This window comes from Patescibacteria group bacterium (genome assembly GCA_028711655.1).
In the GTDB taxonomy this organism is placed as follows: Bacteria; Patescibacteriota; Patescibacteriia; order Patescibacteriales; family JAQTRU01; genus JAQTRU01.
This window is the reverse complement of record JAQTRU010000029.1, coordinates 1-14,510: the sequence shown is the minus strand read 5'-3', so window position 1 is coordinate 14,510 and position 14,510 is coordinate 1. Positions and strand designations below refer to the sequence as shown.

General features: G+C 42.1%; 12 protein-coding genes and 1 tRNA gene. 2 read left to right on the top strand and 11 right to left on the bottom strand.

Features of this window, described 5'->3' with window-relative positions; translation table 11 throughout:
• Nucleotides 1–927, top strand: a 927-nt coding sequence (locus tag PHQ42_03940) for a hypothetical protein (GenBank protein ID MDD5071857.1), incomplete at its 5' end; no start/stop codon positions are given.
• A 72-nt stretch (nt 928–999) separates the two neighbouring features.
• Here PHQ42_03940 and PHQ42_03935 read toward each other — a convergent pair.
• The 10 genes from PHQ42_03935 to mutM form a co-directional block, all read right to left on the bottom strand.
• On the bottom strand, nt 1,000–1,281 hold the full coding sequence (locus PHQ42_03935) for an HU family DNA-binding protein (GenBank protein ID MDD5071856.1): 282 nt from the start codon (nt 1,279–1,281) through the stop codon (nt 1,000–1,002).
• A gap of 312 nt (nt 1,282–1,593) precedes the next feature.
• The gene (locus PHQ42_03930; protein ID MDD5071855.1) at nt 1,594–2,625 is read right to left on the bottom strand and encodes a 23S rRNA (adenine(2503)-C(2))-methyltransferase RlmN; all 1,032 of its coding nucleotides are present in this window, start codon (nt 2,623–2,625) and stop codon (nt 1,594–1,596) included.
• 12 nt (nt 2,626–2,637) lie between these two features.
• Complete coding sequence (locus PHQ42_03925) at nt 2,638–3,795, bottom strand: metallophosphoesterase (protein ID MDD5071854.1); 1,158 nt, start codon at nt 3,793–3,795, stop codon at nt 2,638–2,640.
• 5 nt (nt 3,796–3,800) lie between these two features.
• Complete coding sequence (locus PHQ42_03920) at nt 3,801–4,502, bottom strand: hypothetical protein (GenBank protein ID MDD5071853.1); 702 nt, start codon at nt 4,500–4,502, stop codon at nt 3,801–3,803.
• Between the two features lie 190 nt (nt 4,503–4,692).
• Nucleotides 4,693–5,550, bottom strand: a complete 858-nt coding sequence (locus PHQ42_03915) for a DUF3828 domain-containing protein (GenBank protein ID MDD5071852.1) — start codon at nt 5,548–5,550, stop codon at nt 4,693–4,695.
• Between the two features lie 137 nt (nt 5,551–5,687).
• Nucleotides 5,688–5,758: transfer RNA gene (locus tag PHQ42_03910), tRNA-Trp, on the bottom strand.
• A 113-nt stretch (nt 5,759–5,871) separates the two neighbouring features.
• Nucleotides 5,872–6,912: an AI-2E family transporter gene (locus PHQ42_03905; GenBank protein MDD5071851.1), complete on the bottom strand. Its 1,041-nt coding sequence runs from the start codon at nt 6,910–6,912 to the stop codon at nt 5,872–5,874.
• A 40-nt stretch (nt 6,913–6,952) separates the two neighbouring features.
• Nucleotides 6,953–7,351, bottom strand: a complete 399-nt coding sequence (locus PHQ42_03900) for a hypothetical protein (GenBank protein ID MDD5071850.1) — start codon at nt 7,349–7,351, stop codon at nt 6,953–6,955.
• Between the two features lie 9 nt (nt 7,352–7,360).
• On the bottom strand, nt 7,361–7,516 hold the full coding sequence (gene rpmG, locus PHQ42_03895; protein MDD5071849.1) for a 50S ribosomal protein L33: 156 nt from the start codon (nt 7,514–7,516) through the stop codon (nt 7,361–7,363).
• A 311-nt stretch (nt 7,517–7,827) separates the two neighbouring features.
• A complete protein-coding gene (mutM, locus tag PHQ42_03890; GenBank protein MDD5071848.1) occupies nt 7,828–8,697 on the bottom strand; it encodes a bifunctional DNA-formamidopyrimidine glycosylase/DNA-(apurinic or apyrimidinic site) lyase in 870 nt (289 codons plus the stop codon).
• 488 nt (nt 8,698–9,185) lie between these two features.
• Between mutM and PHQ42_03885 the strand changes: the two genes are divergently transcribed.
• Entirely contained in the window at nt 9,186–9,350 is a 165-nt protein-coding gene (locus tag PHQ42_03885) for a hypothetical protein (GenBank protein ID MDD5071847.1), read from the top strand.
• A gap of 111 nt (nt 9,351–9,461) precedes the next feature.
• Here PHQ42_03885 and PHQ42_03880 read toward each other — a convergent pair whose 3' ends face one another.
• Nucleotides 9,462–14,474 (bottom strand): right-handed parallel beta-helix repeat-containing protein, encoded by a 5,013-nt coding sequence (locus PHQ42_03880; protein MDD5071846.1) that lies wholly within the window; start codon nt 14,472–14,474, stop codon nt 9,462–9,464.
• Nucleotides 14,475–14,510: the final 36 nt, after the last annotated feature.

Sequence of the window (14,510 nt, the reverse complement as noted above, 5' to 3'; positions counted from 1 at the left end):
TATAAAATCACGGCGGCTGACGACGGCGGCAACGAAACCGCTCTGGCCGATTCCACCGCTTTAAGAGTTTGTTCCACTAAAACCATCTCTAATGGCACCGTTTCCTCCGCCTGCGCCATCACCTGTAATAGCGGCTATACCCAGAATGGCTATACTTGTGTTTCTAGCGGCGGCCCTTCGTCATCTTTCTTGCAAGGAGAAACAATAACATCGGAAGAGGAATTAGAAGAGGAGGCGGAGACTCCAAGCACAACGGAAAAATTAGTTGAAAAAACCCAAGAAGCGGTAGAAGAAATAACCGATACGGCCAAACAGGCAGCCCAGGCATTCGCAGAAAAAATTACCGCCATTGTTTCTGAAGCGGCTGAAATTGTTAAAGCCAATGTCAATTCCCTTCTTGGCAAACTCGGATTTAAAAGAGATTTGGTTAAAGAAAAGGCAAGTGTTGAGAAATATGTAAAATCTTTGATAAAAGATATGCCGGGATACGGGCAAGAACAGCGAAACGCCCTGAATAATTTTATTGCCTATGGCACGGACACGACCCTGAAATTGGGCGAGGGCGAAAGGGCCGGCGTGGTTAATTCTTACAAATCAGCCTTTGGCAAGCTGCCAGCCACAGAAACGGAATGGAGCGATGCTATAAAAATCGCCAATGGACGCTGGCCAAGCGAAACGAATGAACAAACCGAAGGCAACGCTGAAGCCGCTTTCAAAAAAATATATCTCCGAAATCCGGACAGAACCAACCCCCATGACGATGCGGCCGTAACCGTCATGGCCTATGGTTTGCGGCCGGCCAACAGAAATTTAGACAGCGAAAAAGCGGCTATCAGAATATTTAGAGCTATTTACGGCTACAGCCCGAAAAACGCTTCGGCTTGGGATATTGTCCGCGCTATCGCCTACTCTGGAGCTACGAGATAATCTAAGAATATAAATCAAAAAATAGAGACGCGACTAATCGCGTCTCTATTTTTTTTGAAACTTCTAAACTTTTTAGAGGACGGCATCCTTGGCAGACTTGGATACTCTGAATTTAACCACGGTCTTGGCCGGAATCTGAATTTCTTCGCCAGTAGCCGGGTTTCTTCCCATTCTCGCTTTTCTGTTCACTTTTACCAATTTGCCGATTCCCGGCAAAACAAACTCTCCCGCGCCCTTTACTTCCTTGTAGGCCATCTCGGTCAAGGTGTCCATAAGATTAGCCACATCCTTTTTGCTTAAGCCGGTTTTTTCGGCCAAAGCAGCCAGCATTTGTGACTTTGTCATTTTTGCCATAAGTTTTTTAAAAATTAATTTATTAATTTGCGGAGATCAATTTTAGATAAAGGTAAATATATAGGTAAACTAAGGACTTTCACAATTTTTATCCTTAATTTTACTTATATATTTACCGGCAATTACCCACAATTGATCCACAAGCTAATTACATTATACAGGAAAACATTGAAAAACGCCAATAATTTCAAGGTAATTGTCTTGTTTTGCCGTTATCCACCGCCCTATTGCCGGATTTTAACTAAAAAATTAGGTTAAATTTTTGCTAATATTAAATAAATTATTAATTTCTTTGCAATACGGGGCAATTAATCAATTTTTGCCGGCCAGCTGCCCGCAAGCCCCTTTTATTTCCGCGCCCAAACTTTTTCTGATAGTTGCCCCGATTTTTTTCTTGGCAAGATAATTTTTGAACCATTGGGCTGTTTTAACGTCAGACGGAGCCAAATCGCCCGCCGCAACATTATAGCGGATCAAATTAACATGGATGAGCTTTGCTCCGCCTTCAATCGACCTGATAAATTCAATAAGCTCGTCGGCCTGGGCCAACTGGTCGTTTATGCTTTTAAACATTATATATTCCAGGAAGACCTTGCGGTTTGTTTTGCTGAAATAATAAATTAAGGCTTTTCTAAGCTGGTTCAGGTTAAAGCGCCGATTAACCGGCATATATTGGCTGCGCTGCCTGTCATTGGGAAAAACAAGGGAAACGGCTAGATTGACCTGCGGAAACTCCCGCGCCATATTTTTTATGCCTTCAACTATCCCGGAAGTGGAGACGGAAATATCCCTTGAAGCGAAATTAAAAAATTCCTCCCCTGTCAGAATCCTTAAAGCGTTTTTTACTTCGGGCCAGTTTAAAAATGGCTCGCCCATGCCCATAAAAACTATACTGGAAAACTTTCCGGCCAATTTTCGGGTCTTAAAAAAATTCTTCCAAAAAAGAACCTGATCGGTAATTTCCTCGCAAGTTAAGTCGCGCTTGAATCCGCTCTTGCCCGTAGCGCAGAAACGGCAGGCGAGCTTGCAGCCGACCTGGCTGGAAACGCAGGCGGACCAGCGCCCGGGAAGCGGCGAAAGCAAAACCGTTTCTGCGGCCAAACCGTCAGGCAGGCGCAACAAAGCTTTAAACGATAAGCCATCCTTTGATTCAAATATTTTTTCCGCCTGAAAAGACAAGGGAGCGACTTCTCCGGCCAGATTATCGGCCAAAGATTTAGAAATGGTTGAAATGCTTTCAAAATCCAAAATAAACTGCTTGGCAAAAGCGTCTTTTATCTGCCTGTACCTGAAATCCGGCTCCCCCATTTTTTTCAGCGTTAACTTTAATTTATTAAAATCCATAATTGAAAAATATTATTCCAAAGTAATCAAAACGATTTCCGACCGGCTCCCCGTCCTCATCGTCGGCCCCCAAGCGCCGGCGCCGCTGGTGGCATAAAGAGTAAAATCCCCGTCCCGATGCAATCCGTAATCACGGCCGCCATAAATCAATCCTGTAATAATGTTGAACGGAAAAATCTGGCCCGCGTGCGTGTGGCCGGACAACTGCAAATCAATGCCAAAATTTTTGGCGGCGCTAAAATCCGTATAGGGCGATAAATAAATGTCTTTGCGGGGATTATCGCCATTCGCCTGGCCGGATAAAATATCAACCGGCGCGTGATAAAGCAAAATCGCCGGTTTCTCCGGGTCATAATTATTTTTTATGTTTTTTTCAAATCTGTCCAAGCTAAGGCCGGGATAACTTACTCCGATAACCTGCAAACCGCCTATTTCCGCCATCTCATCGTCCAAAACCCTTATCCCCGTCTCTTCCAGCGCTCCCAGGGCCTCTTCTAAACCCAAATAAATTTCATGGTTGCCGATAACATAAAAAACGCCTTTGGGGGCTTTCAAAGCGCCCAAAAGCCCGGAAAAAGAATTCAAATTCCCGTCCAGGCCGTCAAATAAATCTCCGGTGATCGCTATAATGTCGGGATTCAGGCTGTTGGTTTTTTCCACAACCCTTTTTAAAAATCTATTTCCCAAAATTTCTCCCAAATGCAGATCGGAAAGATGGGCAATGGTTTTCCCCCGCCATTCCGCCGACAAGCCGTTTATCGGAACCGTTATTTTTTTTATTGCCGGCGTCAAGGCGTTAAACACCCCGTAACCGCTATAAAGAAAAACGACCGCTAAAACCGCTATGCCAAAAACAAGGCGATTTGTTTTTTTGCCCAAAGCTTCCATTGCTCCCATTATAAGCCAGGCCGCGCCGATAGCCAGCAAAAAATTAACCAACACCCCCAGCCACAAGCTGAAAATAAAGTATAAAGCCTTGATTAAAAAAATTTCCTGCCAGCGGACAAGAATGGAAGAAAAAATAAATCCGGCCGGCAAAAGAAAAAAAACCAGACGCAAAATATTTTTCCCCCGCCCGGTTCCCACGGAAAAATTGCGGGCGAAAAAATCATAAACCAGCCAATGGGAAAAAATTAAAAAAAATACTGCCGTTAGCAAAAAGGCGTACATAAGCGTTATTTAATTCTCTTACCTATCATGAACAAACTCTTATTCTTTTTCTCAAAATCTCTTATTATTTCTTTGATAAAAGAGGGGGTTTTCTTTTTTAAATACAGAAAACCAATAACCGAAGCGCCCAAAGCCCCGGCCGAATCAAGAACCAAATCATACATAGTATCTATCACGCCAAGGCGGGAATCGCAATAGTCCATAGTGATATCGCATAAATCCCTGGCATTTTGCATATCAAGATGAAAAAAATGATCCAGGAAAAATTCAAAAATTTCCCACAAAGCCCCCAGGGCCAGGGCGAAGCAAAAAGAAAACACCGCAAGCAAAATATGGCTTGAACGGAATTTTCCGGTCTTGTTAAAAATATAAACGAGCAAAAACCCCGCGAAACCGAGCGCCAATCCGGACAATAAATGCAGCAAGGAATCCCACCACCAAAATTTTATGTAAAAACTCCTTACTTCTCCCAAAAATAATCCGGCATAGATAAAAACAATAGCAAATATCTGCAAAGAGTTAGGCAGAAAAATATTGTATCTCCGGAAAAAAAATTCAGGAGAAAAGCTCAAAACAAGAACCAGCGAACTTACAAACAAGGACATCCAATTAATCTCGTAAATGCTGCCGAGTATGGCCAAAACCAAAGAAATTCTGATAAATCCGATTATGATTCTTTGCTTGTTCGTAATTGCTTTAAGAATCATTTTTTTAAAAACCGCATAAAACATACATCCTAACCCCGGAAAAAATATCTTAATTTTTCAAGAGTTTAATTTTGGGCCGATTCATATGTTTATTATAGCAAACTTGGCAAAAATTAAAAACCTCCCGCAAAAAAATCACAGCCGCCGCAAGCTGTAATTTTATTGGCATCAAACGAAAAAAACTCCCGGATTACTGGCAATCTGCCGGGCAGGATTGCGAAGTTTCGGGGCAAGGGCAACCTTGGGCCAGACAGACCACTTCGTCGCAAATACCATCTCCGCACCTGTCAACACAAAACGATTCTCCCTCCCCAAAAGCTTTGTCCGGGGGCAAAATAGGAGAAGGAACTTGGAGAAATAATGATGCGGTCTCAATTGTATCGCCATCTCTCTTACCGCTAACGGTGGCGCGGTATCCTTCTTCCCAAAGAGTTGGCCGGCAAGGATTTTCTCTGCCATCACCCGGATAACAAACGCAATCGGAGCCAAATTCCAAATCAACGGTTAAAGCCGGTTTTCCGGGCTTCTCATAAACAAGTTTCCAAGCATTATCCCTATAAACCAGATTGCCGGTTTCATTAAAATTATTCTCTGCCGAACCGGCCTGGCACTGGACATTATTTATCAGCCATTCGCCTTTTTCCTTTTTCATTTCCACCAAAATGGTCTTGTTTCCGCCGGAAAAAAATTCGGTCAAAAAAATTTCGGCCGTATCGCCGTTAATCTGCGCTTTCCCCAGTTCAAAGCCGGCGGGCACATCCTGGGCGCAAAGAACCGGGTCATAACCTCCGGCCTGACCAGTCAGAAAAGATTCTATTATAGCGTCAACTTTGGCGGAAAAATTTTCTGTAATTAAGTCATTTTGGTAATATATCCTATCCACCATCGGGTTGCCTTCATAGGCGATCCATTGCTCATAAAATTTCGCCGCGTTTTTTTCGGGCGATTCACCGAAAAAAATTTCGTTTTTAAGGGCGTAAGAACCTCCCACGATTAAAGCCGAAGCGACCAAAACAGTGGAAATAATTGTGATTAAATTTTTTTTCATAATTTTTTTGCTTAGTTTGTTTTTATATTAAATATAACGTTAAAATTTAAAAAAGTAACAAAAAACCGATAAATTTATTTTTCGGTCGAACCCCGCCCCTCGCGAGCGACGGGTGAGACACTGATTTAACATTTTTGCAGGGGAAGAAGGAATCGAACCCTCATCACAGGTTTTGGAGACCCGTGTTCTACCATTGAACTATTCCCCCAGATTAATTTCAGATTTAAGATTTCAGATTTAAGATTTAACAGAAAAATTGTTAATTGCTAATTGTTAATTATTCCACCAGCTAGCAGACTTTATGGCTTTATGGACTCTTAACTATTTCTCCAGCACTTCCCCGTATTCCAGTTCGTAAATATGAAAAATAGTGATGGCCACGGAGATTATCAGCGGCCCGAAAAATATTCCCCAAAAACCGAACAAGGAAATCCCGCCCAAAATTGATAAGACGACAAAAATCGGATGGACTTTGGCTTTGCCCTTGATGACATAAGCCCAAATAAGATTGTCAACTAGGCTTATCACCAAACCTCCCCAAACCAGAAGGAAAATTCCCTGCCAAATTTTTCCGACAAAAAGCAAATAAATTCCCGTTGGAAACCAAATAAAACCGGCGCCGATATAAGGCAAAAGAGAGAAAAGGCCCATGAACAAACCGGCGAAAAAGGCAGGCAGGCCGACAATCATAAATCCGATCGCGCCGATCGCGCCTTGGGCAACCGCCACCAAAAAAGTTGAAATCATTGTTGAATAGCTTACATCGCGGAATTTCTTGAATATTTCCCGGTCATATTTGTTGGAAAGCGGCGTCCAATACATCACTTTGTCCATTATTTTGCCGCCGTCCACAAAAAAGAAAAACATGGTGAAGACGATTATAATCAGGGACATGATAAAACTGGTTGTTCCTTTGACCAAAGTCGCCGCCCCGTCCACCAGCCAATTGCTGGATTTTTTGGTAATGTCGGCGACAAAAACTTTTAGGTTATCCGCGTCCAGGCCGAGCAAATTGGCTTTTTCCAAAACATTGCTCTTTATGGCGCCGTCCAGATTGGTTTTATTCAAAAAATTAACCGTTTCCGAATAGGCCAAAACCGACCTCTGCGCCGTATAAATAATCAGGTTTACAGCCGGAATAATCACCACCAAAATTACCAAAAGGCACATCGCCAAAGAAGCCAAATTTCTCCGGCCGCGAAATTTCTTGACCAGCCACTCATAGGGGGTATAAAAAATTGAAACCAAAATGGCAGCCGCCAGCATTTCCACCAAAAAGGGCCTGAACACCAAAAAACAGGCGATAACCGCGAAAATAATCAAAGCGATTAAAAATATTTTGGATATGACATTTTTGTTCATAATAGTATTATAATAATTAATGTTTAATAATTATAAATCGCTATTTCCCCAACTCATCCAGAAGATTTGGATGATTTTTTAAAATATAATCATAGCGGTCAATGCTTTCCCCGGTCGCTTCATTGAAAAGAGGCGTGCCGCCGGCATACATCATGTCCGTTGAATCGCCATAACGGTTCAGATTGTTTTTCTCCAGCCAGCCGTCAATTCCCTCTTTCTGCTCCCTGGTCAGATCTTTCGCCTCCGGCGGTTTCTTCCCTTTGTCAAAAATATTGGATAAATCTTCCTGTTGTTCCTCCTGCAACCGGTCCAATTTCTGGCCGACCTTTTCATCAAATTCTTTTAACTTGTCTCCCAAATCTGCCGGAGCGCATCCGGATAAAATTAAAACAAAAACCAGCAAGGCGGCAAACTGGCTGATTTTTATCGCTCTAAGCATAAAATTTTCTTACTTAGTTTCTTTGTGCAAAGTGTGTTTTTGGCAATGCTTGCAGTATTTCTTCAGTTCCAATCTGTTTTTGAGGGTCTTTTTGTTCTTCTTGGAGAAATAATTTATTCTTTTGCATTCCTTGCATTCCATTTTTATCATGTTGTCTTGGGACATAATATTTGTTGCCTTAGTTAGACAGTTGGGTAATTTTTAAAATATAAAAATCAAAAACTAATTAACTAAGTAACCAATTAACTAAATAACTAAATTATACCTAATTATAGCCATAAGATACCGAAAAAGTCAAACAACGCCTAAATCCAAAATCCTAAGCCCTAAATCCTAAATCCTAAATCCTAAACAAATCCCAATTACCAAAATTCAAAACTCTAAACAATAGTTTAAAAAATTTGGTAATTTGCCCGCCCCTCCCGCTAAGGCGGGATTGGCGAGGCCGAGGAATTTGTAATTTATTCATCCAATCTTTATTTCTGGCATTTTTCGCAAAACCTGGTTCCTCTGCCGGCCGTTTTTATCTTCTTTATCAACCCCCCGCATCTTTTGCACTTCTCCCCCTCCCGATGATAAACCTTAAGCAGTTTAATAAAACCGCCCCTTCGGCCGGACGGATCCACATAATTGCTGAAAGTGGTGCCGCGGTATTTTATGGCCTTTTTTATAACTTTATTAATAGCTTTGAAAAGAGCTTCTTTTTCTTTCCCGGACAGGCTTCCGGCCCGCCTGTCAGGCTTGATTCCGGCCTCAAAAAGGGCTTCATCGGCGTAAATATTGCCAATTCCGGCAATTAGGCCCTGATTAAGTAAAATCGCCTTAATAGGCGCGTTTTTGCCTTCCAGAACCCTTTCAAGAGCCATTAAAGTAAACTTCTTTGCCAAAGGTTCTGGGCCATATCCCCCTTTTATTTTTTCCAATTCTTTTTTATTGACAATTTTAGCATACCCGAATTTGCGCAGATCATTAAAAAATAATCCGGCCTTATCCTTGAAAGAAAAAATCAGACGGGTATGTTTGCCCGGCAACGCTCCTGTTTCATCCCCTTCTCTCCCTGTTTCATGGCCGCCGGCCACAATTCCCCCTTCCCCGCAATAAATCAGCTGGCCGGTCATTTTCAGATGAATCAACAAAAAATTCTTCTTATCAGCCAGTTCAAAAATTAATAGCTTTCCAATTCTATCCAAGCCGGAAAAAGAACCGCCTTTCAAAATCTTAATAAAATCAACGGGCCGGCTCTTTACCGCTTTTTTACCTCTTATTTCAACCCCGATTATCAGCTTGCCCAAAATTCTTTTTTTCAAATCATTTTTAATTGTTTCCACTTCCGGCAATTCCGGCATATTTTTTTATTTTAAAAAAAATAAATTCCAACTCTATAATACCATTTCCCCAAAAAAGGAACAAACAATACGCGGAACGCATAACGTGGAACGTGAAACGCATAACGTGAAACTTTAATTTTCATTATCAAAACAACGAAGGGCAAACGTTTCCCCCTTGATAAAGGGGGCGAGGGGGATTTTTAAGGGGGCGAGGGAAAAGGGGTAAATTTTAAAAAAAATTGACAAAACTTTTAAAAATTGATAAATAGAGTATACTAATAATTGGCTATTTTAAAATGAGATGTTTACAAAATTGTTTCGTTGCGAGATTTAGATGTTTTTGGACAAGACGAGGAAAACCAACAAAATGATTTGAGGTGTAGCAGAGCTACATCGAAAATCATTTTGTGCCAGTTTGACGAAGTATTGGCCGAAAACGGCAAATCGCAGCAGGAGCAGTTTTGTAACCATCTCAATATATCAATTTCCACCGATGGAGGCAAAAAATGAAAGTCAACGCGAGCGTTTTTGTAAGGAACGGCGATATTGATAAAGCCCTTAAAGCCCTCAAAAAAAAACTTGAAAAACAGGGGCTTTTGGGGTATGACCCGGAAAAAAGACGCAATAAGGACGGAAAAAAAAGAAAAAAGGGCAAAAAAGAAAACCAGTAGGCTTAGGCCGTTTGGAGCAACTATCCAAACGGCCGATTTTTTATTCAAAATTTTTTCTACAATAAACCCCGCCCTTCGCGAAGGGCGGGGTTTGTATATCAATTTCAACTTTTAATACTTAGCCAGCGTCTCGTCGCTCACATCATAAATCTTTTTCCCGAAATAATTTTTCCGCAATTCTTCCAAGCTCCTTACATGCTCTTTCTTCCCGTTCTTTATGGCATAAATTTTAGCGTCCGCTCCCCTGATCAAGGCGCCGTCGGCAATGACTTTTTCTCCCAAAACTTCCGGGTACTGGATCAAAACCGAATTGGCCACATCATAAATTTTTTGTCCGGCGTATTTGGCCAGCTCTTTCAGGTTGGGAATATATTTCTTCTGGCCGTCAACAATGATAAAAATTTTTTTGTCGCGTCCCCGCACCAAAGTTCCGTCAGCGTATATTTTTTCTCCCAAAACTTGCGGAGCCGGAACGGCCGGAGTCGCCGGGGTAGCCGGAATCGCGGGAGTCGCGGGAGTGGTTGGAGCAGCCGGAGTCGCCGGGGTAGCCGGAGTCGCGGGTTGCTGTTGTTGCAGGAACCAAATCGGCATACCGCCGCCGCCGGTGGTCGGAGCAGACGGAGGAGTCGCGGCTAACGAAGCAAAGGAAGTAAAGTGATAGGTATGAATTATGGTATCAGAACCAACTTTTATATAACATTCTCCCGGGAAACTTATGTTTGTCGGGTTAGTGGCGTTATCACAAGTAACGGTTATTTTTTGCCAAGTGTTTGAGCCGGAAGGCCGATAAGCCACCTCGCCCGTAACTCCGGGCAAAGTAATTTTCACCGGCTTATCAAATAATAATACCCCGGCCTCGGACCCGACTTCAACCACGGTATTGCCGACAGAAAAGCCCGAAGGCGCGGTTCCGGTTTTAGTTCCGGTTTTCGGCGGCTCTATTTTCCCGTCCCAGCCGCTCGGAGCCAAAATCGTTGTTTCGTCCGGAATATCAACCTTGGTGTTAGCTAAACCAACATTGGAAATAGTAATCGGCTGTCCGGCTGTGCCTGATTTTAATTTAACCGCTTTTTCTACCTTGACTTGCTGCCCGCCGATATCCTGAGAAGCGCTTAAATCAACCGGCGCGGTAATATTACCGCTGGTAAAAGCATTCAAAGCCAGAGTCGTTCCGCCAACAACAATGTTATTGCCTATAGCCGTATCCATGCCTCCGGAAACGTCTAAAACCGTATCATCATCAAGCGTAATTTCCGTAACGTCTTCAGGCAAATCCGCCTGACCGGAAGTATCAGAGGTATAGATAGCGTCATTATAAGTAGCGTCAGACAAAGCTGTTTTGGCTACATTGGCATACCAAGGAATGACATCAACAAAACTGGAAACCCTATCTCCCTGGCCTACCCAAATACCTGAATTACCTGGAGTCTCTCGTTCCGGACCTGACGGATCCCCCCACCAGTTCTTTGTGGCCTCGACGGTAATCTCTTCAATATCATTTTTCACTCCATAATCAACATTATCAAGTATCTTGCTATTTTTAATAGTCGTATCTTGGGGCGCGGGATTTTCACCCCATTTTGGCTCAAGCCACAATCCAATCTTATTTCCAGTTAATACTACGCTGTTGATATTAACATCGGAACTATCACCCTTAATCACAATCCCCGCTCCGCCTTCGGCAGGCCCTTCCGTGCCATTGCTTTTGGCTGTTATTCCCTGAATATTTACGCCAGTTGTGTTTTCCACGCTAACCCCGAATCCATAATAAGGCCCTTCGGTTGTGTTTCTCGGACTTCCTCCGGCATTATTATTAAAGGTTCCGCCTTCAATTTTTAGATTTGTCATTGTTCCCTGGTTATTGAAGCCCATTACCTGGTTGTTATCTGCGCTGGTATTTATTAAAGTAATATTTTCTGAAGATTTACCAGGTACAAAATAAATACCTCTATTGCCATTATCTTCCGCTCGGCAATTTGTGAAAGTAACATTACTAACTTCAGGGCCTTCAAAGACGAAACCGCTGCCGTTATTATCCAAAGCTTTCACATCAATAAAGGTAATATTGTCCAATGCCTCTGTCCCGCCATTTATCCGGACGCCAAAATCACCGTTAGTAACCGTAAGCCCTTTCACGGTTACATCAGAAGATCGTATCCAAATCACATCACAATGAGGGTCGGGATTGCCGGCATCTAAAATCGTATCTGCGCTACCCGCGCCCTGCAATGTCAATGGTTTATTAATACTAACAGGTTCATACGCAGGGCCACCCATTTCAGCAATTCCATATGTCCCAGCCGAAATAAAGACCTTGCCACCTGGTGTTACACCCGTAATTGCTCCCATAATGTTATTCATCGGTGTTGTAACACCACCCTCACCGTTAACATCACCGTCGTAAACAAAAACATGACTTCGGTTATTCTGTGTTGCTTTACCTGTACTGGCTTGTCGCCAATCAACAACATAAGCATTACTGTTGTCTCCAGAAAGATTTAAAACATATGTTTGATAATGCTCTTCCCAATTTTCCACATCAACAAATGATCCCCCAGAATGCCATACAATATCCCATTCACTATGGCTTAAATCTGAAATTGGGGCATCCCATAAATTGTCAACAATATTATGGTTCTCAATATCTCCAAAATTTGTATAAATACAGATACCACCCTTGGTATTGTAAATTGTGTTATTTTTAACATCTAGACTGGAGCCATAACTCCCGGAAATACCTTGTCTGGTATTATAAATAGTATTACCTGTAATAGTGGCCATACAACCCCTTTCAAATTTAATTCCAAATGCGCCCCACTCAGACATGGTGTTTCTGTCGCCTTGGCTTGGAGTAAATATCTTATTGTTCAAGATTTTAATACCCGTTAAATTTTCGATCACTTTATTCTCTCCAACGTGAATAAGGCCATTATATTGTTTACTATAAGCACTAATAGCGTCGGGCGTGAGAGTAATCTCTAAATTTTCAATAGTAATATTATTAGCGGTTATTCTTAATACTGGAACTGTATCGCTATTTTGACCGACAATAGTCGCGGACGCATCCGTGGTTATTGTTACGCTTTTATTTACGTTAATTGAGCTATCTACAGCATAAGTCCCAGCTGCGACAACAATCGTATCCCCATCATTCGCCGCATCAATCGCGTCTTGAATTGCAAGATAATAAGTATCCTGGGTTGCGTTATGAACCGGAGGATAATTGATTTCTATCATGTCCTCGTCCATATACCAAAATCTATAATCAACATCTCCGCTAATCAACGCTTCTATTTCGCTTTTTACGTTAGTCCCCCACCAGTTCTTTTCCGCGTTAACAGTCTGATTTGGCCCCCAATTCAAAACATCATAATAAACACTACCTTGTATTTTGTTATAATTCGCGACAATATTGGTTGGTTCGGGGGTGGACCATTTTTCCCAATATTCAATCAAAATTCCATTTGCATTGCCCTCTAATGCTGAATTTTTTATTTCAATATTATCAGAGTTTCCCTTTATTATAATTCCCGCTCCGCCGGAAATTTCTTCATCTCCGGGAGGACCTTCTTTAATATCCGGAGGGCCCAATAACCCATTTTCATTTATTTCAATGTCATCTATTGTGGCATTACTAACTCCGCTCAATTCAATTCCAGCACCAAAATAAGGACCTTTTCCTTCATAATTTAAACCACCAGTATTATCATTAAATGTCCCCCCGGTAATCATCAGTCCGTCTAGGGTTCCTTGGCAATTAAACCCTGCTTTTTTATTGCCATTGGCATTTGTGTTTATTAATGTAAAATCTTCTGCGTTTGATGAAGGAGAGATATAAATTCCCCTGTCTCCGTTTTCGTTTGCATTAGAGTCTATAAAGTCAACCCCGCTGAAAGAAACGTCATTATAATTCTCAAAAACAAATCCATGTCCAAAATTATCAGTGACCGTTACGTCATTGAATAACAAACTGGAAATTTCATTCGCTCCGGAATGCGCATCGCTGGCTCTAATACCCCAATCGCATCCCTTTATTGTCAGACCTTCCAATGTTACGTCGGAATTCCCAATCCATAAGCAAGTGCTATGCTTACCATCATAACCGGAAATTACACTATGCAAATGCTCCCCGTCAACTATTGTGTTTGAACTTCCCGCCCCTTTTAATGTTAACGGCTTATTTATCCTTAAAAACCCATAACCATCCCAATCTAAATTATCAGGAGTATAAGTCCCCGCAGCGACATTAATCGTATCCCCCTCGCTAGCGGCATCAATCGCGGCCTGAATGGTTGAATAAGCATTGGGGTTGGTATTCGTGGCATAACCTATGGCATAATTGCCGGAAGAATCTTTCCCAGTAAACCACATTTTATAAACATCTCCGTCTTTTATTACTATCGGCGTATATGTTCTATCATTTCTCCAAGAAACCCCATCATCCTTATGCATAATCGGGTTAGTGGCGCTCTTTGTCCATGTTATCCCATCGGCTGATGTGGCATAACCAATTCCATGGTTGGTATTTGGCCCTCCGCCAAACCACATCATCCAGGTTTCATTTTCTTTAACCACAGTTGGATACCCAACAGAAGTAAAGTCCCATTCATCAGTTGATGGAGATAATACGGGCGCTGTGCCGCCATTATAACCCTTCCATTCTTTGCCGTCCGCAGAATAAGCGAGGCCTATATATTCATTATCTCCGTTCGTCCCCATATAATACATGACAAATTTATTATTCCATATATCACTATCGTCCAAGGCTTCAGATCCGCTTGAATTGTGTATCAAATCTCCGGGACCATAACTGCCACTGTTCCAACCAGATGACGCAATTACTGTATTATCTACTTGTGTAATCGGCTGGTCATTCTCCCAATAAATTCCATCTATTGATTCGGCATATCTTATTGCGTCAATCCCATATATATTACCCGGCGCACCACTACCACTGTCCCAGTACCACATCTTGTATCCTCCATTAATATATTCAACAAGAGCATGAGCAGGTTTATCGGCAAGCCCGCTTACTATAGTTCCCTCACTCCAATTTACGCCATCGTTAGAAACCGTATATCCTGTCTTATATGCCTCATCATCATCTATATCTGTGTACCACATATGGTAAACATCTCCGATTTTTAAAACAGTTGGATA